This is a genomic window from Paraciimarium castrense LEGE 11436, assembly GCF_056633055.1.
Genome location: NZ_JBSJOW010000007.1, coordinates 173,689 through 196,599 on the forward strand (window position 1 = coordinate 173,689; position 22,911 = coordinate 196,599).

The 22,911-nt window shown below is 70.6% G+C and carries 21 protein-coding genes; 13 read left to right on the forward strand and 8 right to left on the reverse strand.

Annotation, left to right across the window (positions count from 1 at the left end):
• The first annotated feature begins 105 nt into the window (after positions 1-105).
• From ACWJIO_RS11875 to ACWJIO_RS11885, 3 genes are all read left to right on the forward strand, one after another.
• Positions 106-1,167: an aspartate-semialdehyde dehydrogenase gene (locus tag ACWJIO_RS11875; protein ID WP_480313710.1), complete on the forward strand. Its 1,062-nt coding sequence runs from the start codon at positions 106-108 to the stop codon at positions 1,165-1,167.
• Entirely contained in the window at positions 1,164-2,081 is a 918-nt protein-coding gene (gene dapA / locus ACWJIO_RS11880; RefSeq protein WP_480313601.1) for a 4-hydroxy-tetrahydrodipicolinate synthase, read from the forward strand. The genes ACWJIO_RS11875 and dapA overlap by 4 nt, the downstream gene beginning before the upstream one ends.
• Before the next feature lie 74 nt (positions 2,082-2,155).
• The gene (locus ACWJIO_RS11885) at positions 2,156-4,204 is read left to right on the forward strand and encodes a ribonuclease J (RefSeq protein ID WP_480313603.1); all 2,049 of its coding nucleotides are present in this window, start codon (positions 2,156-2,158) and stop codon (positions 4,202-4,204) included.
• 13 nt (positions 4,205-4,217) lie between these two features.
• On the opposite strand, the gene ACWJIO_RS11890 is transcribed toward ACWJIO_RS11885, so the two are convergent.
• Both ACWJIO_RS11890 and tilS read right to left on the reverse strand, forming a co-directional pair.
• Positions 4,218-4,847 carry a hypothetical protein gene (locus tag ACWJIO_RS11890; RefSeq protein WP_480313605.1) on the reverse strand — a complete coding sequence of 210 codons (630 nt, stop codon included), beginning with the start codon at positions 4,845-4,847 and terminating at the stop codon, positions 4,218-4,220.
• Positions 4,822-5,901, reverse strand: coding sequence for a tRNA lysidine(34) synthetase TilS (tilS, locus tag ACWJIO_RS11895; RefSeq protein ID WP_480313607.1), 1,080 nt, complete (start codon positions 5,899-5,901; stop codon positions 4,822-4,824). Before tilS ends, ACWJIO_RS11890 begins: the two co-directional genes overlap by 26 nt.
• A gap of 55 nt (positions 5,902-5,956) precedes the next feature.
• On the opposite strand from tilS, the gene ACWJIO_RS11900 reads away from it, so the two are divergent.
• The 3 genes from ACWJIO_RS11900 to uvrB all read left to right on the forward strand — a co-directional run bounded on the left by ACWJIO_RS11900 (position 5,957) and on the right by uvrB (position 9,371).
• Positions 5,957-6,751 (forward strand): DUF561 domain-containing protein, encoded by a 795-nt coding sequence (locus tag ACWJIO_RS11900; protein WP_480313610.1) that lies wholly within the window; start codon positions 5,957-5,959, stop codon positions 6,749-6,751.
• A gap of 90 nt (positions 6,752-6,841) precedes the next feature.
• Entirely contained in the window at positions 6,842-7,270 is a 429-nt protein-coding gene (locus ACWJIO_RS11905) for a phage holin family protein (RefSeq protein ID WP_480313612.1), read from the forward strand.
• 94 nt (positions 7,271-7,364) lie between these two features.
• On the forward strand, positions 7,365-9,371 hold the full coding sequence (gene uvrB, locus ACWJIO_RS11910) for an excinuclease ABC subunit UvrB (RefSeq protein ID WP_480313614.1): 2,007 nt from the start codon (positions 7,365-7,367) through the stop codon (positions 9,369-9,371).
• Here uvrB and ACWJIO_RS11915 read toward each other — a convergent pair.
• Both ACWJIO_RS11915 and holA read right to left on the reverse strand, forming a co-directional pair.
• Positions 9,334-11,217, reverse strand: a complete 1,884-nt coding sequence (locus tag ACWJIO_RS11915; RefSeq protein ID WP_480313616.1) for an aspartate kinase — start codon at positions 11,215-11,217, stop codon at positions 9,334-9,336. The two genes, uvrB and ACWJIO_RS11915, sit on opposite strands and share 38 nt — an antisense overlap.
• Positions 11,218-11,252: 35 nt before the next feature.
• Positions 11,253-12,302: a DNA polymerase III subunit delta gene (gene holA / locus ACWJIO_RS11920; protein WP_480313620.1), complete on the reverse strand. Its 1,050-nt coding sequence runs from the start codon at positions 12,300-12,302 to the stop codon at positions 11,253-11,255.
• A 99-nt stretch (positions 12,303-12,401) separates the two neighbouring features.
• Here holA and ACWJIO_RS11925 point away from each other — a divergent pair, with 99 nt between their 5' ends.
• Positions 12,402-13,037 carry a precorrin-8X methylmutase gene (locus ACWJIO_RS11925; RefSeq protein WP_480313712.1) on the forward strand — a complete coding sequence of 212 codons (636 nt, stop codon included), beginning with the start codon at positions 12,402-12,404 and terminating at the stop codon, positions 13,035-13,037.
• Here ACWJIO_RS11925 and mutS read toward each other — a convergent pair.
• Positions 13,022-15,808 (reverse strand): DNA mismatch repair protein MutS, encoded by a 2,787-nt coding sequence (gene mutS, locus ACWJIO_RS11930; RefSeq protein ID WP_480313625.1) that lies wholly within the window; start codon positions 15,806-15,808, stop codon positions 13,022-13,024. The two genes, ACWJIO_RS11925 and mutS, sit on opposite strands and share 16 nt — an antisense overlap.
• A 215-nt stretch (positions 15,809-16,023) precedes the next feature.
• Between mutS and psbZ the strand changes: the two genes are divergently transcribed.
• Both psbZ and ribH read left to right on the forward strand, forming a co-directional pair.
• Positions 16,024-16,212, forward strand: coding sequence for a photosystem II reaction center protein PsbZ (gene psbZ, locus ACWJIO_RS11935; RefSeq protein ID WP_480313629.1), 189 nt, complete (start codon positions 16,024-16,026; stop codon positions 16,210-16,212).
• 66 nt (positions 16,213-16,278) lie between these two features.
• Complete coding sequence (gene ribH / locus ACWJIO_RS11940; RefSeq protein ID WP_480313631.1) at positions 16,279-16,758, forward strand: 6,7-dimethyl-8-ribityllumazine synthase; 480 nt, start codon at positions 16,279-16,281, stop codon at positions 16,756-16,758.
• On the opposite strand, the gene ACWJIO_RS11945 is transcribed toward ribH, so the two are convergent.
• Complete coding sequence (locus ACWJIO_RS11945) at positions 16,755-17,237, reverse strand: GNAT family N-acetyltransferase (RefSeq protein WP_480313633.1); 483 nt, start codon at positions 17,235-17,237, stop codon at positions 16,755-16,757. The genes ribH and ACWJIO_RS11945 overlap by 4 nt on opposite strands.
• On the opposite strand from ACWJIO_RS11945, the gene rfbA reads away from it, so the two are divergent.
• From rfbA to rfbB, 4 genes are read left to right on the forward strand one after another with little or no spacing between them, the layout of a single operon-like run.
• Complete coding sequence (gene rfbA / locus ACWJIO_RS11950; protein WP_480313635.1) at positions 17,236-18,171, forward strand: glucose-1-phosphate thymidylyltransferase RfbA; 936 nt, start codon at positions 17,236-17,238, stop codon at positions 18,169-18,171. The genes ACWJIO_RS11945 and rfbA overlap by 2 nt on opposite strands.
• Entirely contained in the window at positions 18,161-18,745 is a 585-nt protein-coding gene (gene rfbC / locus ACWJIO_RS11955; protein ID WP_480313637.1) for a dTDP-4-dehydrorhamnose 3,5-epimerase, read from the forward strand. Before rfbA ends, rfbC begins: the two co-directional genes overlap by 11 nt.
• A complete protein-coding gene (rfbD, locus tag ACWJIO_RS11960) occupies positions 18,742-19,758 on the forward strand; it encodes a dTDP-4-dehydrorhamnose reductase (RefSeq protein WP_480313639.1) in 1,017 nt (338 codons plus the stop codon). The genes rfbC and rfbD overlap by 4 nt, the downstream gene beginning before the upstream one ends.
• The gene (gene rfbB, locus ACWJIO_RS11965; protein WP_480313641.1) at positions 19,755-20,858 is read left to right on the forward strand and encodes a dTDP-glucose 4,6-dehydratase; all 1,104 of its coding nucleotides are present in this window, start codon (positions 19,755-19,757) and stop codon (positions 20,856-20,858) included. The genes rfbD and rfbB overlap by 4 nt, the downstream gene beginning before the upstream one ends.
• Before the next feature lie 4 nt (positions 20,859-20,862).
• On the opposite strand, the gene ACWJIO_RS11970 is transcribed toward rfbB, so the two are convergent.
• Together ACWJIO_RS11970 and ACWJIO_RS11975 are read right to left on the reverse strand one after the other, a co-directional pair.
• Complete coding sequence (locus tag ACWJIO_RS11970) at positions 20,863-21,669, reverse strand: glycosyltransferase (protein WP_480313643.1); 807 nt, start codon at positions 21,667-21,669, stop codon at positions 20,863-20,865.
• Entirely contained in the window at positions 21,666-22,694 is a 1,029-nt protein-coding gene (locus tag ACWJIO_RS11975; protein WP_480313645.1) for a glycosyltransferase, read from the reverse strand. The genes ACWJIO_RS11970 and ACWJIO_RS11975 overlap by 4 nt, the downstream gene beginning before the upstream one ends.
• Positions 22,695-22,911: the final 217 nt, after the last annotated feature.

Genomic DNA, 22,911 nt, shown 5'->3' on the forward strand with positions numbered 1-22,911 from the left:
CCTTCTGCCCATCGCCTTCCCGCACCGCCCTTGACCACAGCTCAGCCCACCACAGCCAACACTGCTGCTGCAGCCAAGCCCCAGGCCAATGCCGGGGTCGCCACGCTGCCGGATCGCCCCCTGCGGGTGGCCATCCTCGGGGCCACCGGGGCCGTGGGGCAGGAGCTGCTGCAACTGCTGGCCGAGCGTCACTTTCCGGTGGCCGAGCTGATCCCCCTGGCCTCGCCCCGCTCCGCTGGGCAGCCCCTTGCCTGGCAGGGGGAAACCCTCACCATCGAGAGCGTCAGCGAGGCGGTGTTCTCGGGGGTGGATCTGGTGCTCGCCTCGGCGGGTGGCTCCGCGTCGCGCCAGTGGGCTCCCGTGGCCGCCGGCGCCGGCGCCCTGGTGATCGACAACTCCAGTGCCTTCCGGCTCGATCCCGACGTGCCCCTGGTGGTACCCGAGGTGAACCCCGCCGCCGCCTTCGGCCACCGCGGCATCATCGCCAACCCCAACTGCACCACGATCCTGCTCACCCTGGCCCTGGCGCCCCTGCAGGCCCGGCGCGCCATCCGGCGGGTGGTGGTGAGCACCTACCAGTCCGCCAGCGGCGCCGGCGCCCGGGCCATGCAGGAGCTGCGTCAGCTCAGCCGCACGGTGCTGGACGGCGGCGAGCCGGTGAGCACCGTGCTGCCCCATTCCCTCGCCTTCAACCTGTTCCTGCACAACTCCCCCCTGCAGCCCAACGGCTACTGCGAGGAGGAGCTCAAGATGCTCAACGAGACCCGCAAGATCATGGAGCTGCCCGAGCTGCGGCTGTCGGCCACCTGCGTGCGGGTGCCTGTGCTGCGGGCCCACTCCGAGGCGGTGAACATCAGCTTTGCGGAGCCCTTCCCCGTGGAGGAGGCCCGGGCCCTGCTGGCCCAGGCTGCCGGGGTTGAGCTGATCGAGAACTTCGAGGCCAACCGCTTTCCGATGCCCACCGACGTGACCGGTCGCGATCCGGTGGCCGTGGGGCGCATCCGCCAGGACCTCAGCGACCCCAACGCCCTTGAGCTTTGGCTCTGCGGCGATCAGATCCGCAAGGGCGCCGCCCTCAATGCGGTTCAGATCGCCGAGCTGCTGCTCCAGGCCCCAGAGCAACCCCGGACGGGGGCCCCGACGCTGGCCCAGGGAGGTGGGGTTTGAGCGTTGCCGCCCAGCAGCAGCCCTGGCTGCACGCCCCCTTCGGACGGGTGGCCACGGCGATGGTCACGCCGTTCCAGCCGGATGGCCAGGTGGACCTGGCCCAGGCGGCCCGGCTCGCTGATCACCTGGTGACCCACGGCTCCGATGCACTGGTGCTGTGCGGCACCACGGGCGAATCACCCACCCTCAGCTGGGCGGAACAGCACGCCCTGTTCGCAGCCGTGAAAGACGCCGTGGCCGGTCGGGCCCGGCTGATCGCGGGCAGCGGCAGCAACTGCACCGCCGAAGCGGTGGAGGCCACCTGCGAAGCGGCAGCCCTCGGCGCCGATGGGGCCCTGGTGGTGGTGCCCTACTACAACAAGCCCCCCCAGGACGGCCTGGAGGCCCATTTCCGGGCGATTGCCGAGGCGGCTCCGAGCCTGCCGTTGATGCTCTACAACATCCCCGGGCGCACGGCCACCAGCCTCGAGCCCGCCACCGTGGCCCGTCTGCTTGACCTGCCCAATGTGGTGGCCTTCAAGGCGGCGAGCGGCACCACCGACGAGGTCAGTGCCCTGCGCCTGGCCTGCGGCGACCGGCTGGCGATCTACTCCGGCGATGACGCCCTCACCCTGCCGATGCTGGCGGTGGGGGCCGTGGGCGTGGTGAGCGTGGCCAGTCACCTGGAGGGCCCGCGCATCAGCCGCATGGTGCAGGCCTTCCTCGACGGTGATCTGCCCCTCGCCCTGGCCCTGCACGAACAGCTGCTGCCCCTGTGCCGGGCCCTGTTCTGCACCACCAACCCGGTGCCCGTGAAAGCGGCCCTCGCCCTCAGCGGCTGGCCGGTGGGTGCCCCAAGACTTCCCCTTCTCCCCGCGAACGACGACGTGAAACAACGCCTCTGCGAAACCCTTGCTGCCCTGCGTCCTACCTGAGACGCCAAGGCTGAATGGCTGATCTGCAATCAGCAACCTTCCAGTTTCAACTTCTGACTCTTCGAGTTTTTTACATGTCAAATTCCCAGGTTCGTCATAGTTCTACCCAGAACGGATCCAGCGGCAAGCAACCGGCCCTGCGGGTGATTCCCCTCGGCGGCCTTCATGAGATCGGCAAGAACACCTGTGTGTTCGAGTACGGCGATGAGCTGATGATGGTGGATGCCGGTCTGGCCTTCCCCAGCGATGGCATGCACGGCGTCAACGTGGTGATGCCCGACACCAGCTATCTGAAGGAAAATCAGAAGCGCATCCGCGGCATGATCGTGACCCACGGTCATGAAGACCACATCGGCGGCATTGCCCACCACCTCAAGAACTTCACGATCCCGGTGATCCATGGGCCGCGCCTGGCGCTGTCGATGCTCACCGGCAAGATGGAGGAAGCCGGTGTGATGGATCGCACCATCCTCAAGACCGTCGGCCCCCGCGATGTGGTGAAGGTGGGCCAGCACTTCTCAGTGGAGTTCATCCGCAATACCCACTCGATGGCAGACAGCTTCACGCTGGCCATCACCACCCCGGTGGGCACGGTGATCTTCACCGGGGACTTCAAGTTCGACCACACCCCTGTGGACGGCGAGCACTTCGACATGGCCCGCCTGGCCCACTACGGCGACAAGGGGGTGCTCTGCCTGTTCAGTGACTCCACCAACGCCGAGGTGCCTGGTTTCTGTCCTCCCGAGCGCTCGGTGTTCCCGAAGCTCGACCAGCACATCGCCAAGGCCGATGGCCGGGTGATCATCACCACCTTCGCCAGCTCGATCCACCGGGTGTCGATGATCCTGGAGCTGGCCATGAAGAATGGCCGCAAGGTGGGCCTGCTGGGCCGCTCGATGCTGAATGTGATCGCCAAGGCCCGCGAACTCGGCTACATGCGTGCCCCCGATGATCTGTTCGTGCCGATCAAGCAGATCCGTGACCTGCCGGACCGCGAAACCCTGCTGCTGATGACCGGCAGCCAGGGCGAGCCCCTGGCCGCCCTCAGCCGCATCTCCAGGGGGGAGCACCCCCAGGTGCAGGTGAAGCCTTCGGACACCATCATCTTCTCGGCCAGTCCGATCCCGGGCAACACCATCTCCGTGGTGAACACCATCGACCGCCTGATGATGCTTGGGGCCAAGGTGGTCTATGGCAAAGGCGAAGGCATTCACGTTTCCGGCCACGGTTTCCAGGAAGACCACAAGCTGATGCTGGCCCTGGCGAAGCCCAAGTTCTTCGTGCCCGTTCACGGCGAGCACCGCATGCTCGTGGCCCACTCCAAGACCGGCATGTCGATGGGCATTCCGCCCGAGAACACCCTCATCATCGACAACGGCGATGTGGTGGAACTCACCCCCGATTCGATTCGCCTGGGTGAGCCCGTGAAGGCCGGCATCGAGCTGCTGGATGCCTCCCGCAACGGCATCGTCGACTCCCGGGTACTCAAGGAACGCCAACAGTTGGCCGAAGACGGTGTGATCACCCTGCTGGCGGTGATCAGCACCGATGGCGTGATGGCTGCGCCGCCGCGGGTGAACCTGCGGGGCGTGGTCACCACGGCCGATGCCCGCAAGCTCAGCCTCTGGGCCGAACGCGAAATCACCTGGGTGCTGGAGAACCGCTGGAGCCAGCTCAGCCGCAACACCGGTGGCAAGGCCCCGGATGTGGACTGGGTGGGCGTGCAACGGGAGGTGGAGCTGGGCCTGCAGCGCCGTCTGCGGCGTGAACTCCAGGTGGAGCCCCTGATCCTCTGCCTCGTGCAGCCGGCCCCGGCCGGCACCCCGGCCTACCAGGGGCGGGCCGATGCCGAGCCCGATTCCCGGCCGGCCCCCCGCGGTCGCGCCGGCGGCCGTGACAGCCGCTCGCTGGATCGCACCCCCCGGCGGGAAGGAGCTCCTGTGGGAGCGGCCTCAGCTGCCCCGGCGGCGGCCTCAGCTGCCCCGGCGGGGGCCTCAGTGGTGACTCCTGTCACCAAAGCCGCGGCGAAGGTGGTGCCGGCTGCGGTCGTGCCGGCTGCGGCCGCCCCCGAGCCCGAGATCGCAGGCCGCACCCGCCGCCGCTCGGCGGCTGCCGCGGGCTGAGCTCGGCTGGGCTTCAGCCCAGCCTCACGTGCAGCAGGCCCCGGGAGAGCTCCTTGATCTCCTCGGGGCTGAACCCCTTAGGCGCATCGGGAGTGCGAAGGGCCTCCAGCACGCTGCCGGCCGGTTGCAGCCGGTTCACTTCCTGCACCTCCACCACCTGGCGCCGCTCGGGATCCGCCTGGGCCACCTCGATCTGCTCGGGTTCCTCAATCACCTCCACGGCAATCGGATCAGGTCGAAGTGCGTCTGCGGCCGGAGGCTCTGAACGCGGGCCCCGATCCAGCTGTTCCAGCCAGGGCATTGCCGCTTGCGCGGTGCTCGGCTGGGCGGACTTTCCCTGCTGGCGCTCCACCACGCCGGAGTCCTCCAGTCCCTGCTCGGCGATCTGAGTCAGGCTGGGATCATTGCAGTGGCGCAACAGGGCGCGGTAGTACCCCTTGGCCGTGGCCACATCCCCGATGCCGTACAGCCGGGTGTGGGCAAGCAGCAGGATCACCCGCAGGCGCAGAGGGTCAGCGGGATCGTCGGGAAGGTCCACCAGCAGCGCCTCCCCGAGGGACTCCACCTCGGCCCACTGGCGTTCGCTGTAGACCCGCTCGATCGCGGCATAGCGCTGCTCATGGGAGTCCTGGGTCTCGGCCATCGATCTCGGCTGCTGGGGCACGGGTGAGAACCAGTGTGCTGCGTTCCCAGTGCAGATGCCACCCACCGGCCAGCTGGAGGGTGCCCGTTCCAGGCCCTGCGGCCATGCGATCGAGCAGCGTCTCGAGGCTGCGGCGGCTGAGCCGCTCCCCCAGGTGGCGGCTGAGCCAGTGCTGCAGCAGGGCGCCCTGGTTGGCGCGTTGCAGGGTGCGCAGGAGGGAAAGGGGCAGCTCCTGATCCTGATCGCCCCCGGCGCCAGCGGCCGCCCTGGCCCCCAGGGCGGCCAGCGCCAGGGACAGCAGTTCCCCCTGGGCGTCGTCATCGGCGGCGAGCTGCTCGGCCAGGGCGGCCAGGCGCCGGGCGGCGCCGGGATGCAGAGCCTCCAGCACCGGCAGCACCTCCTGCCGCAGACGGTTGCGGCTGTAGCGCCGGTCTGCGTTGCTGGGGTCAGGCCACACCGGAAGCTGCAGCTGGTGGCAGAGCCGGGAGGTGTCGGCACGGCTGAAGGGCAGCAGGGGCCGGGCCAGCTGCAGCTCGCCCTCCAGGGCACGCAGGCCGCGCAGGCTGGCCAGACCCCGGCGGTGGCTCCCCCGGGCCAGATTGAACAGCAGCGTCTCGGCCCGGTCGCTGGCGGTGTGGCCCGTCACCACCCGGCTGGCCCCGAGCGCCGCGGCGCAGATCCCCAGCTGCCGGTAGCGCCACGCCCGGCCAGCGGCCTCGCTGGCGGCAGGCTCCGCTGCCTCGGCCTGCCAGCGCTCCCCCAGCAGCGGCAGGCCCTGCCCGGCGGCCCAGGCCGCCAGCTGCTGCGCCGTTCGGGCCGAATCGGGCCGCCAGCCGTGATCGCCGTGCCAGAGGTGCAGCCGCCAGCCGTGCAGCCGCCGCAGGGCGGTGAGCAGCGCCACCAGGGCCATGGAATCCTGGCCACCGGAAACGGCCAGCAGCAGGCAGGCCCCATCGGGCAGCAGGGCCGGATGGCGCCGCAGATGGCGGTGCAGGCGGAGGTGATCGGCGCTCCAGTCGGCCGCGGCGCTGGGCTGGGGCTGGGGATCGGACACCCTGACGACGGGGGTTCAGGTGGGAGAATGACCCCACTGTGCAGCTGTTCCTGCGATGTCGTCCGGCCCCTCCCGCCTTGCCCAGCTGCCTGCTCCGCTGCGGAGCGCCCTGGAGGAGCATCGCCTGATCAAGGTGATCGCCGGCCTCACCAACTTCGATGCCGCCGCCGTGGAGCGCATCAGCCAGGCGGCGGCTGAGGGGGGTGCTGACCTGATCGACGTGGCCTGTGACCCGGCACTGGTGCGGCGGGCCGCTGCGGTGTCCGGTCTGCCGATCTGCGTGTCAGCGGTGGATCCCGAGCTCTTCCCCGCCGCCGTGGCCGCGGGCGCTGCGATGGTGGAGATCGGCAACTACGACGCCTTCTACCCGCTCGGTCGCCGCTTCGAGGCCGATGAGGTGCTGGCGATCACCCGTCGCACCCGGGAGCTGCTGCCCCAGGTGGTGCTGTCGGTCACGGTGCCGCACGTGCTGCCCCTCGACCAGCAGGAGCAGCTGGCCCTCGACCTGGTGGCCGCCGGCGCCGACCTGATTCAGACCGAGGGCGGCACCAGTGCCCGCCCCTTCAGCCCTGGCGTTCTGGGTCTGATCGAAAAGGCGGCCCCCACCCTGGCGGCCACCCATGCCATCAGCCGGGCCCTGGCCGCCGCCGCCGGCCCGGAAGCACCTGCCGCACCGGTGCTCTGCGCCTCGGGCCTCTCGGCTGTCACCCTGCCACTCGCCGTGGCGGCCGGCGCCGCTGGGGTGGGTGTGGGTTCCGCCGTGAACCGGCTGGACGACGCCTGGGCCATGGCGCTGGTGGTACGGGAGCTGCGGGCGGCCCTGCCCTGCCCGCTGGCGGCGACACTCTGAAGGCGGGCAGGGTCTCGGCAAACCTCAGTCACAACTGAGTGCCAGTGGTCTTGGCCAGGCCTACGTTTCAGAAGTTCCACCTGAACCGTCATGGGCTCCCTCGTCTGGCTGCTGCAGTGGCCGATCCGTGCACTGGTGCTGCTGATCGTCGCCTGGCTCCCCCTGGGGGTTGAGATCGAGAGCTTCCCGATCGCCCTGCTGGCCGCCGTGGTGATCGGCCTGCTGGGCACCCTGCTGATCTGGCCGCTCAAACTCGTGCTCGGGCCCGTCTGGGCCGTCACCAGCCTGGGTGGCGTGATCAGTCCGGTGAGTCTGCTGTTCAACTGGCTGATCACCGTGATCCTGTTCGGCCTGGCGGCCTGGCTGATCCAGGGCTTCAGGCTGCGCCAGGGTCTGCTCAGCGCCGTGCTGGGGGCGGTGGTCTACGCGGTGCTGTCCGCGGTGATCCTGCGCATGCTCGGCCTCGATGTGGACTTCACCCGCGTCTCGGCACTGATGAGCCAGGTGGCTGCTGGCTGACCCGGGGCCTTGGGGGTGTCCGAGGCGAAGGCGGCCATTTCGCTGCTGTCGGCACCGCGGCGGCGGGCCAGGCTCGCCAAGAATGGGAGGCATGATGGTTCCCTTCGAGCTTCACGCCCCCTACCAGCCCAAGGGCGATCAGCCCACGGCGATCGCCGGCCTGGTGCAGGGTGTGGAAGGGGGTGAGCGTTACCAGACCCTGCTGGGGGCCACCGGCACCGGCAAGACCTTCACGATCGCCAATGTGATCGCCAGCACGGGGCGCCCCACCCTGGTGCTGGCCCACAACAAGACCCTGGCGGCCCAGCTCTGCAATGAGCTGCGCGAGTTCTTTCCAAAGAATGCCGTCGAATACTTCATCTCCTACTACGACTACTACCAGCCGGAGGCCTATGTGCCCGTCTCCGACACCTACATCGCCAAGACGGCGTCGATCAACGAAGAGATCGACATGCTGCGCCACTCTGCCACCCGCTCCCTGTTCGAGCGCCGCGATGTGATCGTGGTGGCCTCGATCAGCTGCATCTACGGCCTGGGCATCCCCAGCGAATACCTCAAGGCCGCGGTGAAATTCCAGGTGGGCGACACGCTCAACCTGCGTGCCTCCCTGCGTGACCTGGTCAACAACCAGTACTCCCGCAACGACGTTGAGATCTCCCGCGGCCGCTTCCGGGTGCGGGGCGATGTGCTGGAGATCGGCCCGGCCTATGAAGACCGCCTGGTGCGGATCGAGCTGTTCGGCGATGACGTGGAGGCGATCCGCTATGTGGATCCCACCAGCGGCGAGATCCTGCAGAGTCTCGACACGATCAACATCTATCCGGCCAAGCACTTCGTGACCCCCAAGGAGCGGCTGTCGGAGGCCATCGCCGCGATCCGCCACGAACTGCATGAGCGGCTCGACCTGCTCAATGGCCAGGGGCGGCTGCTGGAGGCCCAGCGGCTGGAGCAGCGCACCACCTACGACCTGGAGATGCTGGAGCAGGTGGGCTACTGCAACGGCGTGGAGAACTACGCCCGCCACCTCGCTGGCCGCCAGGCCGGCACCCCGCCCGAGTGCCTGATCGACTACTTCCCCGATGACTGGCTGCTGGTGGTGGATGAGAGCCACGTCACCTGCAGTCAGCTGCAGGCGATGTACAACGGCGACCAGAGCCGCAAGCAGGTGCTGGTGGAGCACGGCTTCCGCCTGCCCAGCGCCGCCGACAACCGGCCCCTCAAGGGCGAGGAGTTCTGGCGGAAGGCCCGCCAGACCATCTTCGTGAGCGCCACCCCCGGCCAGTGGGAGCTGGCCGAGAGCCGCGGCCAGGTGGTGGAGCAGGTGATCCGCCCCACCGGCGTGCTCGATCCCGTGGTGGAGGTGCGCCCCACCGAGGGCCAGGTGGACGACCTGCTCGGCGAGATCCGCCAGCGCGCCGACAAGCAGGAGCGGGTGCTGGTGACCACGCTCACCAAGCGCATGGCCGAGGACCTCACCGATTATCTGGCCGAGAACGGGGTGCGGGTGCGCTATCTGCACTCCGAGATCCACTCGATCGAGCGCATCGAGATCATCCAGGATCTGCGCAATGGCGAGTACGACGTGCTGGTGGGGGTGAACCTGCTGCGCGAGGGCCTGGATCTGCCGGAGGTGTCCCTGGTGGCGATCCTCGATGCCGACAAGGAGGGCTTCCTGCGGGCCGAGCGCTCCCTGATCCAGACCATTGGCCGCGCCGCCCGTCATGTGGAGGGCAAAGCCCTGCTCTATGCCGAAAACCTCACCGATTCGATGGCCAAGGCGATCGGCGAGACCGAACGCCGTCGCGCCATTCAGCATGCCTACAACGTGAAGCACGGCATCACCCCCACACCCGCAGGCAAGCGGGCCGGGAATTCCATCCTGGCTTCCCTGGAGGTGTCGAGGCGTCTCAACGACGAGCAGCTTGAGCAGGCCACGGATCAGGCCGAGCACAATGCCGTTCCCCTCGATTCCCTGCCGGAACTGATTCAGCAGCTCGAGGACAGAATGAAAACAGCGGCCAAGAACCTGGAGTTCGAGGAGGCCGCCAACCTGAGGGACCGCATCAAGGGGCTGCGGCAGAAACTGGTGGGCCGCCGTTGAGCTCCGGGGCCTCGCTGCCCTCGGCCCGGTGGGTGGTGCTGCCGCCGAGATCGAAGGCGCGGTGCACGGCCTGAACGGCCCCCACCCCCTGTTCGGCGGCCACCACGCAGCTGGTACGGATCTCACTGGTGGCGATCAGCTCGATGTTGATGCCGGCCTCCGCCAGGCAGCGGAACATGCGCGCGGCGGTGCCCGGAGTGCAGGGCATGCCGGCGCCCACGGCGCTCACCCTGGCAATGGCCGCGCCTTCCTCGAAGCGGGAGCCGGGCCACTGGCCCAGTAACGGCCCGAGGGCCTGTTCAGCGCGGCTGCGGTCGTCGCGCTTCAGGGTGAAGCTCATGTCACGGGTGCGGTGGTTACCGCTGAGGCCAGTGCGCTCCGACTGCACGATGGCATCGAGGCTGATGCCCGCATCGGCCAGGGCCCTGCACACGGCGGCGGCGGTGCCTGGGCGGTCCGGCACCTGGCGCACGGCCACCTGCACCTGTCCGCTGTCGAGGGCCACGCCCCGCACGGCCGCCTCGCCGCTGTGGCAGGGGGGTGGGTCGTGGCGCAGCTGGCTCTCCTGCAGCTCAAAGGCCTCGGCGGCCGCCCGCAGGGCGCGGCTGCCCTGGTCGCCCGCCACCAGGCAGCTCACCTTCACCTCGCTGGTGGCGATCAGCCGCAGGTTGATGCCGTAGCGGGCCAGGGTGTCGAACAGCCGCGCCGCCACGCCGGGGCGGCCCATGATGCCGGCGCCGGAGATGCTCAGCTTGGCCAGCCCCGCCTCGCCGCTGAGGGTGGCGGCTCCGGCCCCGAGCTCGGCGCCCATGCCGGCCAGCACCTCGCGGCACACCAGCTGGGCCTGCTCCAGGTCGGCCTCGGGCAGGGTGAAGGCAATGTCGTTGGTGAAGCTGCAGGCCTCGTCGGTGGTGCCCACATGGGTGGCCTGCACGATCAGGTCCACGTTGAGGGCCGCCGCTCCGAGCGCCTCGAACAGCTGGGCCGCCACCCCGGGCCGATCCGGCACGTGGGAGAGCGCCACCACGGCCTGGCGGCTCTCGAGATCGGCGCCATCCACCGGCTTGCCCAGTTCCAGGCCGCCCTGGCCGATCGGCTGCGGCGCGCCGCTGGTGAGCCGGGTGCCGGGCGCCTCGCTCCAGCTGGAGCGCACCACCAGCGGCACGCCGTAGTTGCGGGCGATCTCCACCGCCCTGGGATGCAGCACGGCCGCACCGAGGCTGGCCAGCTCCAGCATCTCGTTGCAGCTCACCTCCGCCATCAGCTGGGCATCCGGCACCTTGCGGGGGTCAGTGGTGAGCACTCCGGGCACGTCGGTGTAGATCTCGCAGGCCTCGGCGCCGAGGGCCGCGGCCAGGGCCACGGCGGAGGTGTCGGAGCCGCCCCGGCCGAGGGTGGTGATCTCCGGTGTGCCGGCCAGGCCGCTGCTGGTGCCCTGAAAGCCCGCCACCACCACCACCTGACCCTCATCCAGCAGGCGTCGCAGCCGTTCGGTGCGGATCTCGAGGATGCGGGCGCGCCCGTGGGCCGACTCGGTCATGATCCCCGCCTGGGTGCCGGTCATCGACACCGCCGGCACGCCCTCGGCGTGCAGGGCCATCGCCAGCAGCGCGATCGACACCTGCTCCCCGGTGGCCAGCAGCATGTCCATCTCCCGCTGGGGCGGATCGCTGCTGATCGCCCGGGCCAGGCCGGAGAGTTCGTCGGTGGTGTGGCCCATGGCCGACACCACCACCACCAGCTCATGGCCCTCGTCGCGGCACTGCGCCACCCTGCGGGCCACCGCCTGGATCCGTGCCACGTCGGCCACCGAGGTGCCGCCGAACTTCTGAACCAGCAGGGCCATGGGGTTGAGGGATCAGGGGTGATCGCAACGGCCGATTATCGACTGCGGCCCTGCGCCGGGGTGAGCTCCCGGGCGGCGGCGCCGAGCAGAAAGCCGTCACGGAAGGCATCCCCGGGGGCTGTACCGCGCTTGAGGGCGGCCTCCACCTCCAGCAACAGCGCCAGCAGGGCCAGGAAGCGGGAGCCGGGGATCCCCCTGATCTGTTTGCGCATCACATAGATGCGGCGGGGATTGCCGATGCCGGCCGCCTTGGCGATCACGGCCACGTCCTGCTCACCGCGCTGATCCAGCAGGCACACCCACAGCCAGCCCCGGATCTGGCTGGAGAGGGTGGCCACGATGCGCAGGGCTGGTTCACCCGCTTCGATCAGGGCATCCAGCAGGGCGATCGCCTCGGCGGGCCGCTCCTGCAGCAGGGCATCGCCCACGGCCAGGGCGCTGGTGCTCCGGCCCCCCACAAGGGCCTGCACGGCCTCCACGCTGATCGGCCTGTCCGCCTGGGGTGCTGCCGAGCCGGCCGGCGTGCCCTGGCAGTAGAGCGCCAGCTTCTCCAGCTCACTGGCCAGCCGGGCGCTGTCGCTGCCGATGGCCTCGCTGAGGGCCTCGGCGGCGCCCGGCTGCAGCTGCAGGCCCAGCTCCCGCGCGGTGCGCTGCACCAGCTCCAGCTGGCCGGCGCCATCCCAGATCGCCGGCAGGGGGAAGCCCTGCTCCTCGGCCTGGCCCTGCTTCACCAGCTTCTGCAGCGCCTTGGTGGTGCGCAGGCGACCATCGGGTTTGGCCGTGTTCACCAGCAGCAGATGGCAGCTCTCCGGCACCAGCGGCAGGGTGGCCTCGAGCTGATCGGCCAGCTCGGCGGGGCACTGGTTGCAGAACGGGCTGCGCTGCAGCAGCACCAGCCGCGCCCCTGCCCCCAGGGGAGCGGTACGCGCCTCCCCCAGGGCCTGGGCCGCCTGGGCGGGATCCTGGCCATCCAGGCGGCTGAGGTTGATCGAGGCCCAGGCGGGGTCCACCAGCCGGGCGATCAGGCCATCCACGGCCCGGCCCCGGGCGGCGTCGTCATCGCCCCAGAGCAGGTGGATCGGCATGGCGGCGGGGGTGGATAGGGTTGGGGAGCGCCATGGCTGTGAGGGCGGTCAGGCCAGAGCGCTCCCGACCGATCCCCCCCGAGTTCCATCGAGACCCCCATCCTCCAGGATCATCCGATTTTTCTCGAGAGCCTGCGGCTGATCCGGGCCGAACTGGCCGAGCGCGCTGTGGCCGGCCCCACCGACCCCCTGGAGCGGGCCGTGCTGGAGCGCTGCATCCACAGCAGCGGCGACCTCTCGATCGCGGCGGATCTGCGCTTCAGCCCGGGGGCCTGCGCCGCCGGCGCCGCCGCCCTGGCCGCCGGTGGCGCCATCCTCACCGACACGGCCATGGCCGCGGCGGCGGTGGCGCCGATGGCGGCCCGCAGCTTCGCCAATCCGGTGCACAGCGTGCTCGCCTGGGCACCAGCGCGGGCGCCCGAGGGCAGCACCCGCACGGCCGTGGGCATGGAGGGTGCCCTGGCGGCGCTGGGGCCGGGCCTGGTGGTGCTGGTGGGCAGTGCCCCCACGGCCCTGGAGCGTCTGCTGGAGCTGGTGGCTGCCGGCGCGGCGCCGGCGCCGGCCCTGGTGATCGGCATGCCGGTGGGGTTCGTGGGGGTGGCGGAGAGCAAGCGTCACCTGGGCGCCAGTGGCCTGGCCCAGGTACGGCTGGAGGGCTCCCGGGGCGGAGCCGCCCTGGTGGGCGCGGCCTGCAACGCCCTGCTGCGGGCCGGCTGCCGTCAGGCGGCGTCCTGACCCACCCGCACGTGGCTGTTGGCCTCGATGCGACTCAGCACCTGGCGGGCCCGCAGCAGCACCGAGGCGGGAATGCCGGCCAGGCGGGCCGCCTCGATGCCGTAGCTGCGGCTGGCGCCGCCGGGCACCACCCGGTGCAGGAAGCGCAGGTCGCTGCCGGTTTCCTCCACGAGCACCTGGGCGTTGGCCACGTTGGGCAGCAGCTCGGCCAGCTCGTTGAGCTCGTGGTAGTGGGTGGCGAAGACGCTGCGGGCGCCGATGCCCTGGGCCAGCTCCTCGGCCACGGCCCAGGCGATCGAGAGGCCATCGAAGGTGGCGGTGCCGCGGCCGATCTCATCCAGCAGCACCAGTGAGCGGGCCGTGGCGTGGTGAAGGATGTTGGCGGTTTCGGCCATCTCCACCATGAAGGTGGACTGGCCGGCGGCCAGGTCATCGCCGGCGCCGACCCGGGTGAAGATGCGATCGGCGAGGCCCAGCCGGGCCGAGCGGGCCGGGATCCAGCTGCCCATCTGGGCCATCAGCTGCAGCAGCCCCGTCTGGCGCAGATAGCAGCTCTTGCCGCTGGCGTTGGGCCCCGTGAGGATCAGCAGATCGGGCGCTGACTGCGGGCCCTCCCAACCGAGGGCGATGCCGTTGGCGGTGAAGGGCTCCTCCACCAGCAGCTGCTCCACCACCGGGTGCCGGCCGGCCTCGATCTGCAGCTCCCGGCCGTCGCTGAGCTGCGGGCGGCAGTAGCCGCCGCTGGCGGCCAGCTCGGCCAGGGCCACCAGGGCGTCGAGCTCGGCCACCAGCCGGGCGGCCTGGCGGATGGCGGCCGCCTGCTCGCCCACCCGGCCGCGCAGCTGGCAGAACAGCGCATATTCCCGCTCGGCGGCACGGGCCCGCAGCTGCTGGATCTCGGCCTCGCGGCCCTTGAGGGCGGGCGTCACGAAGCGCTCCTCGTTGGCCAGGGTCTGGCGGCGGATCCAGTGGTCAGGCACGGCGGCGGCCTTGGCCCGGCTCACCGCCAGGAAGTAGCCGAAGGTGCGGTGGTGCTGCAGCCGCAGACTGGCGATGCCGCTGGCCGCCCGTTCGGCGGCCTCCTGGCGGCCCAGCCAGGCGTCCTGGTCATCGAGCTGGTTGCGCAGGCCATCCAGCAGCGGATCAATGCCGTCATGGATCAGGGCCCCCTCCGTGAGCGAGAGCGGCGGCGTCTCCAGCAGCACGTGGCGCAGGTCCTCGGCCAGGGCGTCGAGCGACGGCCAGGGCCGCGCCAGGGCCGCCAGGGGGGCGGCAGCGCAGCGCTGCAGCAGGCCGGCGAGCTGGGGCAGCCGCTCCAGCCCATCGGCCAGGGCCACCAGATCGCGGGCCGAGGCACTGCCGGCGCCGGCGCGGCCCGCCAGGCGCTCCAGATCCCCCATCGGCCGCAGCAGCCGGCGCAGGGCCAGCCGCAGCGGGCGCTGACCCACCAGCTCCCCCACCGCCGTCTGGCGCGCCTCGATCCTCTCCAGATCCAGCAGGGGCGCCTCCAGCCAGCGCCGCAGGCAGCGGCCCCCCATGGCGGTGTGGGTGCGATCGAGGGCCCAGAGCAGGGAGCCCTCGAAGGCGCCGCTCAGCTGGGTGCGGGTGAGCTCCAGGTTGCGGCGGGTGGCGGCGTCCAGCACCAGGGCCTCGTCGGGGTGCCAGGTGGTGGGGGGATCGAGCGGCACCTGGCCGCTCTGGGTGCCATCGAGGTAGGCCACCAGCCCACCGGCGGCCCGCAGGGCCAGGGGGTGCTCCCCCAGGCCGAGGCCAGCCAGGCTCGCCAGGCCGAAGCGCTGCTTGAGGGTGGCCGTGGCCTCGGGCGCCTCGAACGGCGTGCGCGGCAGGGGGGTGCGCCGCAGGGTGGCTGGACACCAGGCCGCGGCGGCAGCCGCTTCCTCGCTGGCCACCGCCGGCCAGAGCACCTCGGCCGCCTCCACCTGCAGCAGCTCCTGGTGCAGGGCATCGCTGCCCTGCTGCTGGCTGACGCGGAACTCGCCGGTGCTCACATCGGCCACCGCCAACCCCCAGCCGGCGCCGCTGCCCGGCGGCTCCAGCACCACGGCGCAGAGCCAGTTGTTGCGGCGCGCCGCCAGCATCCCCTCCTCGATCACGGTGCCAGGGGTGAGCACGCGGGTGATGCCCCGGCGCAGCAGTTCGCCCTTGGCGGGGGTGCTCTCCAGCTGGTCGCAGAGGGCCACGCTGAAGCCGCGGCGCACCAGCTCGGCGCAGTGGCGCTCAGCCGCGTGGTGGGGGATGCCCGCCATCGGCACCCGCCCGATCGTCTTGCCGGCCTCCTTGCCGGTGAGGGTGAGCTCCAGCAGCCGCGAGAGGGTGATGGCGTCTTCGAAGAAGCACTCGAAGAAATCGCCCAGCCGGTAGAGCAGCACCCGCTCGGGGTGGTCGCGCTTGAGCTGCACGTAGTGGCGCAGCATTGGCGGCAGCCGGGCCGGCTCCACCAGGCTGTGGTGGTGCCAGGGGGGCAGATCGCTCTCGGGAGCGCTCGCACCCGAAGCGCTGGAGCCCGGGGTGCTGCTGCCAGGGGCCTGGGGGACGGCGTCTGCGTTGGCGGCCTCGTCGGGCTCAGGCTTTACAGGGCGGACTCGTGCCGCCCGCTGCCGCGGCCGGGCGGCTGCGGCGGCAAGCGGGTCCGATGCCGTGCCTCTCTCGCCTGCCGCAATGTGCCCAGCTGCGGCCTCGCCGCTGGCACCGGCCTGCCCCGGGCCGTGGATCTCGGCGAAGAGGGAGCCCTGCAGGACGGGCTCGGGCATGAGCGAAAGCTGCTGGTCGGCTTCCGCGGCCACGGCTCTGCGCTGGAGGCCGTTTGATCGTAGGCCGGGCGCCTCGGCTGCCTGCGCCACCGGGGCCGCAGCTGCCCGATCCCGGAGCCCGACAACTTGTGAAGGATCGGGGCTGGCCGCGCCGGAGACCCCTGGCCTGCGTGTGAGAATCCCGGCACTGACCGGCCCGGCGACGCCGCAGATCCATGCAGATCCTCAACACGCTCACCGTTCTGGCCCTGGTGGTGATGTCCTTCGCCCTGATCGTGGCGGTGCCCGTGCTCTACGCCACCAGCGAAGACAGCGGCCGCTCCAACCGCCTGATCCTGATCGGTGGGATCGCCTGGGTGGCCCTGGTGCTGGTCAACTGGGGCATGAGCTACTTCGTGGTCTGAAGCCGCAGTACCAGAGCGCCTTCTACCCTGAAAGAACCTTGCCGCGCCACTCAGTGGCGTCTGCCTGTGGCAATTTTTGAGGGCCGCTTCGTCGGTGCTGACTCCCTGCGGATCGGCGTGGTGGTGGCCCGCTTCAACGATCTGGTCACCGCGAAGCTGCTGAGTGGCTGCCTCGACTGCCTCGGTCGCCACGGCATCGACACGTCAGCCAACAGCCCCCAGCTGGATGTGGCCTGGGTGCCAGGCAGCTTTGAGATTCCCCTGGTGGCCCAGCGCCTTGCCGCCAGCGGCCGCTATCAGGTGGTGGTGACCCTGGGGGCCGTGATCCGCGGCGATACGCCCCACTTCGACGTGGTGGTGAGCGAGGTGAGCAAGGGGGTGGCGGCGGTGAGCCGCCAGAGCGGCGTGCCGGTGATCTTCGGGGTGCTCACCACCGACACCATGCAGCAGGCCCTGGAGCGGGCCGGCATCAAGAGCAACCTGGGCTGGAGCTATGGCCTGCAGGCGCTCGAAATGGGCAGCCTGATGGCGGGCCTGCCGGGCTAGCTGGGTGGGGCTGGGCCAGCCTCCTGGGGATGGTGCGCCAGCAACTGCTGGCTCTTCACCCTCTGGAAGCCGAGCTGCTCATAGAAGCCGGCGCTGTTGGTGGTCATCAGATACACCCGCTCCACCTGCTGCAGGCGCGGATCGCTGAGCAGGCCCTCCACCACCTGGCGGCCCAGGCCGCGTCCCTGCAGATCGCCCGCCACCACCACGTCCCAGAGCACGGCCCGGCAGACCCCATCGCTGCTGGCCCGCCCGAAGCCCACCAGCCGCTTGCCCCGCCACAGGCTCACCACCACGGGGCTGCCGGCCAGCAGGGTGCGCAGCTGGGCGTAGCTGCGTTGCTGGGCCCAGAAGGCGTGGTGGTTGAACAGGTGCCGCAGCTTCAGCAGGGCGCGGCTGGGGCGCAGGCCGGGGCCGAGGCCGAACCAGCGCAGGCCTGGGGCGCCGGGAGCATGGCGAAGCAGCTGGATCGCGACCATGGCAACAACACCATGGCAACATCCTCCCAGTCACCCCGACGCTTTGAGCCAGCAGCGCAAGGGCATCGTTCTGGCCGGTGGCAGCGGCACCCGGCTGCACCCGATCACGCTTGGGGTGAGCAAGCAGCTGCTGCCGGTGTTCGACAAGCCGATGATCTATTACCCCCTCAGCACCCTGATGCTGGCGGGGATCCGCGAGGTGCTGATCATCACCACTCCGGCCGATCGGGAGCCGTTCGAGCGGCTGCTGGGCGACGGCCGCCGCTGGGGCATGGCCATTGACTACGCCGTGCAGCCCAGCCCCGATGGCCTGGCCCAGGCGTTTCTGATCGGGGAGTCCTTCCTGGCGGGCGCTCCTGCTGCCCTGGTGCTGGGCGACAACCTCTTCCACGGGCAGGACTTCAGCCCCCAGCTGCAGGGCTGCAATGGCCAGCACCAGGGCGCCACGGTGTTCGCCTACCCGGTGCGCGATCCGGAGCGCTACGGCGTGGTGGCCTTCGATGGCGAGGGTCGGGTGCTCAGCATCGAGGAGAAGCCCGCCAAGCCCCGCAGCCGCTACGCCGTGACCGGCCTCTACTTCTATGACGACTCCGTGGTGGAGCGGGCCCGGCGGGTGGTGCCCTCGGCCCGGGGCGAGCTGGAGATCACCGACCTCAACCTCCAGTACCTGGAGGAGGGCAGGCTGCGGGTGGAGCTGATGGGCCGCGGCATGGCCTGGCTGGACACCGGCACCTGCGATTCCCTGCACGAGGCGGGCAGCTACATCCGCACCCTCGAGCATCGCCAGGGCCTGAAGGTGGGTTGCCCTGAGGAGGTGGCCTGGCGGATGGGCTGGATCGACGCCGAGCAGCTCGCCGGCCTGGCTGCCCCCTTGCGCAAGAGTGGCTACGGCGAGTATCTGCTGCAGGTGTTGGAGACAGACGATGCAGGTTGAGCCGCTGCGCAGTGCCTCAGGAGCCGTTCTGGAGGGGGTGCTGCAGCTCAGCCCAAGGGTGTTCGGCGACGAGCGGGGCTTTTTCTACGAGAGCTGGAACCAACAGACCTTCAATGCCGCCGCGGGCGCCACGAGCTTTGTGCAGGACAACCACTCCCGCTCGCAGCAGGGGGTGCTCAGGGGCCTGCACTACCAGCTGCCGCCCCACCCCCAGGGCAAGCTGGTGCGCTGCGTGCTGGGTGAGATCTTCGATGTGGCGGTGGACATCCGCCGCAGTTCGCCCACCTGGGGCCAGTGGGGCGGCGCCCTGCTCAGCGCCGAGAACAGGCAGCAGCTGTGGGTGCCGCCGGGCTTCGCCCACGGCTTCCTCACCCTCAGCCCCGAGGCAGAGGTGCTCTACAAGACCACCGACTTCTGGAGCAAGGACTGCGAGCGCGCCATCCGCTGGGATGATCCGGCCCTGGCGATCGCCTGGCCCCTGGAGGCCCTGGCCGGGGCCCAGCCCCAGCTGAGCGGCAAGGACGGCGCGGCGCCGCTCTTCGCCGAGCTGGGCGCGGGGGACCTGTTCCCATGACCAACACGGCCGCGATGGCGTCAGCCGATCAGCCCCTCAAGGTGCTGCTTACCGGGGCTGCCGGCCAGCTGGGCCAGGCACTGGTTGCCAGCACCCCTGCGGGCCTGGAGCTGATCGCCACCAGCCGCAGCGGCGGCGAGGGTCTCAGCGCCCTGGACCTGGCCGATGCGGCCGCCTGCCGCCAGCTGGTGCAGGAGCTGCGCCCCCACTGGGTGCTCAACGCCGGTGCCTACACGGCGGTGGACCGGGCCGAGAGCGAGCCGGAGCTGGCCGCCGCCGTGAATGCCGCGGCGCCGGCGGCCTTCGCCGAGGCCCTGGCCGGCAGCGGCGGCCGGCTGCTGCAGCTGAGCACCGATTTTGTCTTCGACGGCAGCCAGGGCACGCCTTACCGGCCCGACCAGCCCCTGGCGCCCCTGGGGGTGTATGGCGCCAGCAAGGCGGCCGGTGAACAGGCGGTGCTGGCCAGCGCCCTGGCAGAGGCAGGCCGCGCGCAGGTGTTGCGCACCAGCTGGGTGTATGGCCCGGTGGGCCGCAATTTCTGCCTCACCATGCTGCGCCTGCATGCCGAGAAGCCGGAGATCGGCGTGGTGGCCGACCAGGTGGGCTGCCCCACCAGCACCCTCACCCTGGCGGCGGCCTGCTGGCGGCTGATCGCGGTGGCCCGCGGTGGGGAGAAGGCCGCCGTGTCGGCCGACCTGGCCGAGCCCCTGCCGCCCCTGCTGCACTGGAGCGATGCGGGCGCCGCCAGCTGGTACGACTTCGCCGTGGCCATCGGCGAGCTGGGCCAGGAGCTGGGGCTGCTGCAGCGCCAGGCGCGGGTGCGGCCGATCACCACGGCGGATTACCCCACCCCGGCCCGCCGGCCCAGCTATTCGCTGCTGGAGTGCACCGCCAGCCACCGCCTGCTCGAGCTGCCGCCCCGCCACTGGCGCGCGGCCCTGCGCCAGGTGTTGCAGCAGCTGCCCTCTTCCCTTTCCCGCCCCCTTCCGTTTCCCGCCGCCGCTCCCCCGTGAACCACCTCCCCTCCCTGCTCGGTCCCCGCCGCCGCGTGCTGGTGACCGGCGGCGCCGGCTTCATCGGCGGCGCCGTGGTGCGGCGTCTGCTGCGCGACAGCGAGGCCACGGTGTTCAACCTCGACAAGTGCGGCTACGCCAGCGATCTCACCAGCGTGGAGGCCGTGCTGGATGAGCTCGGTGATGGCGCCGGGGCCCGCCACCAGCTGCTGCGGGTGGACCTCACCGATGCCGAGGCCACGGCCGCGGCGGTGCGCCAGGCCGATCCGGATCTGGTCATGCACCTGGCCGCCGAGAGCCACGTGGACCGCTCGATCGAGGGTCCGGAGGCCTTCATCGCCAGCAACGTGAGCGGCACCTTCCACCTGCTGCAGGCCCTGCGGGGCCACTACGAGGGTCTGAACGAGGAGCGGCGCGCCGCCTTCCGGCTGCACCACATCAGCACCGATGAGGTGTTCGGCTCGCTGGGGCCCACGGGCCGCTTCTCGGAGACCACCCCCTACGACCCCCGCTCCCCCTACTCGGCCAGCAAGGCCGCCAGCGACCACCTGGTGAGCGCCTGGCACCACACCTACGGCCTGCCGGTGGTGCTCACCAACTGCTCCAACAACTACGGCCCCTGGCAGTTCCCCGAGAAGCTGATCCCGGTGGTGATCCTCAAGGCCGCCGCCGGCGAGCCGATCCCCCTCTACGGCGACGGCGCCAATGTGCGCGACTGGCTCTATGTGGAGGATCACGTGGATGCCCTGCTGCTGGCCGCCACCCGCGGCGAGCTGGGCCGCAGCTATTGCGTGGGCGGCCACGGCGAACGCACCAACAAGCAGGTGGTGGAGGCGATCTGCGCCCTGCTCGATCAGCTGCGTCCGGCTGGCGCTCCCCACGCCCGCCTGATCACCCCGGTCAGCGACCGCCCCGGCCACGACCGCCGCTACGCCATCGACCCGGCCCGCATCAGCGGCGAGCTGGGCTGGCAGCCGCGCCACAGCTTCGAGGCGGGCCTGGAGGCCACGGTGCGCTGGTATCTGGAGCAGCAGGGCTGGTGCACGGCCGTGCGCGAGCGCGGCGGCTACACCGGCGCACGGCTGGGGTTGGTGGGGTAGGGGCTCAGACGAGCCAGCCCACCAGGCGCGAGCGCAGGGCCATCAGACGGGGGTAGTGGCGGGCGAAGGGCCTCAGGCCGAACTTGACGATCTGTGCCGTCTTGCCCGTGAGGCTGCGGGTGGGTTCCTTGAGACGCAGGCACAGCACGGTCCAGGTGGGCAGCTGGCTGGAGATGCCGCCGAGGTTGTAGGTCACCACCGGCTCGCGCAGGTAGGCCACGCGGCTGAGATCGGCGAAGGCAGCCGCCATCCAGCCGAGGCAAGCGCTGTAGGGCGCGTCGAGCCTGAAGGGGTTGGAGCGGGCCCAGTCGCCTTCCACCAGCAGGCTCTGGTGGTTGGGCAGGAAGAAGCGCATCCAGCGGCGCAGGTTGCGCATCGCCGGATCCGGCACCAGCCAGGGCCGGCAGCGGCTGGGCGGCACGGGGCAGATGCGGGCCTGGCCGAACACCACGCGCGGGGAGCTGCCGGTGCGGCGGCGGTGGGCCTGTTCGTGATCCAGCAGCCGTTGAAGGGCCTGAGGATGGAGCCAGCTGTCGCCCGAATTGAGGAACTGCACCCACTGGCCGCGGCTGTGGCTGAGACCGAGATTCATGGCCGGGAAGATGCCGCCGGCCGGGTGATCACGCACCAGCTCGAATGGCGCCACCGCCTCCGGGGGCACGGGCACATCGCTGCCGTCCACCACCACCACCTGCAGGCTGGCCGACACCTGCTGGTGGCGGATCGAGGCGAGGGTGTCGTCCAGGTCCCGGGGGTTGTTGCGGGTGAGCACGATGATGCTCACTTCGGGCCTGGCTGCTGCTGCCCTCATCTGCCTTGGCTGGGCGAGCAATTCAGCACCTCTCGGTACAGCTCGGCGTAGAGCCCAGCAATGCGGCCGGGGTTCCAGAGGCGTTCGGCGCGCTGGCGCGACTCGCTGCCCAGGGATTCCCGCCGCTCGGTGCTTTCCAGCACCCAGCCGATGCCCCTGGCGAGGTCTGCGGGATCGTAGGGAGTGGCGAGGTAGCCGGTGCGCTGATGTTCCACCACATCAGGCAGGCCGGTGGCGTTGAAGGCCACCACCGGCACGCCGCAGCTCTGGGCTTCACTGGCGGTCTGCCCAAATGATTCCATGCGAGAGGGCACCACCATCACATCGGCGGCGGAGTACAGCATTGCCAGGGACTGATCGTCGTGGAGGCTGCCCAGGTAGTGAATCGGCAGCCCGAGTCGTGGCCGATCGTGGGGCTGCGACTGGCCGAACACCACTGCACGGAGGCCTGGCAGCGTGGGGGCGAGCTGAAGCAGGGCGGCTTCGAGCAGATCCCAGCCCTTGCGCGGGTCGCGGCTGCCGCCCAGGGCACCGAAGAGCAGCAGGGGCCCCTCTTCCGGCAGCGCGAACAACTGCCGCGCCAGTACCTGGGGCCAGGGCCGGTAGACGTGGGTAGGCAGGGGATAGGGAATCACCCGCATCGGCCAGTCGGCCAACAGTGCCGAATGCTGTGCACAACCGGCCAGCCAGCGGCTGGGGCACACGAGCTGGATGGGTCGTCGCCACTGCCGACGTTTGCGCTGCCAGCACCATCGGTCGATGTCCAGACCGCCATGGCCGGGTGGGCGGTTGTGGCGGTGGTAGCCCTGCTGGTACCTGAGGTCATCGGTGCCATTGGGGTAATGCTCACTGCCACTGAAGGCCCAGCAATCATGGAGGGTCCACACCAGTGGCTTGCGCAGACGGCCGATGGCTTCGATCGAGAGCATCTCGCCCTGCACCCAGTGCAGGTGCAGCAGGTCGGCGTCGCTGGCGTTGAGTTCTCGGTCGAGCTGGCAGGGGATCCAGGAAGGGGAATGGAGCACTGGGTTGGAGGTGCGCTGCAGGCCTGGGAGAAGGCCCCCGAGTGCGCTGCGGGCCAGGGGGAGTGCTGCCCGTTGACCTTTCGGGCCGTGGATGGAGGCCTGGTCGCTTTGTTTCCGGCTGACCCGCATGGAGCTGGATACCTGCTGGGCTGTTCCTTCTTGCAGTGAGGTGTGAATCCGATCGGCCGCACGGGCGGCACCACCCTTTCCGTCGGAG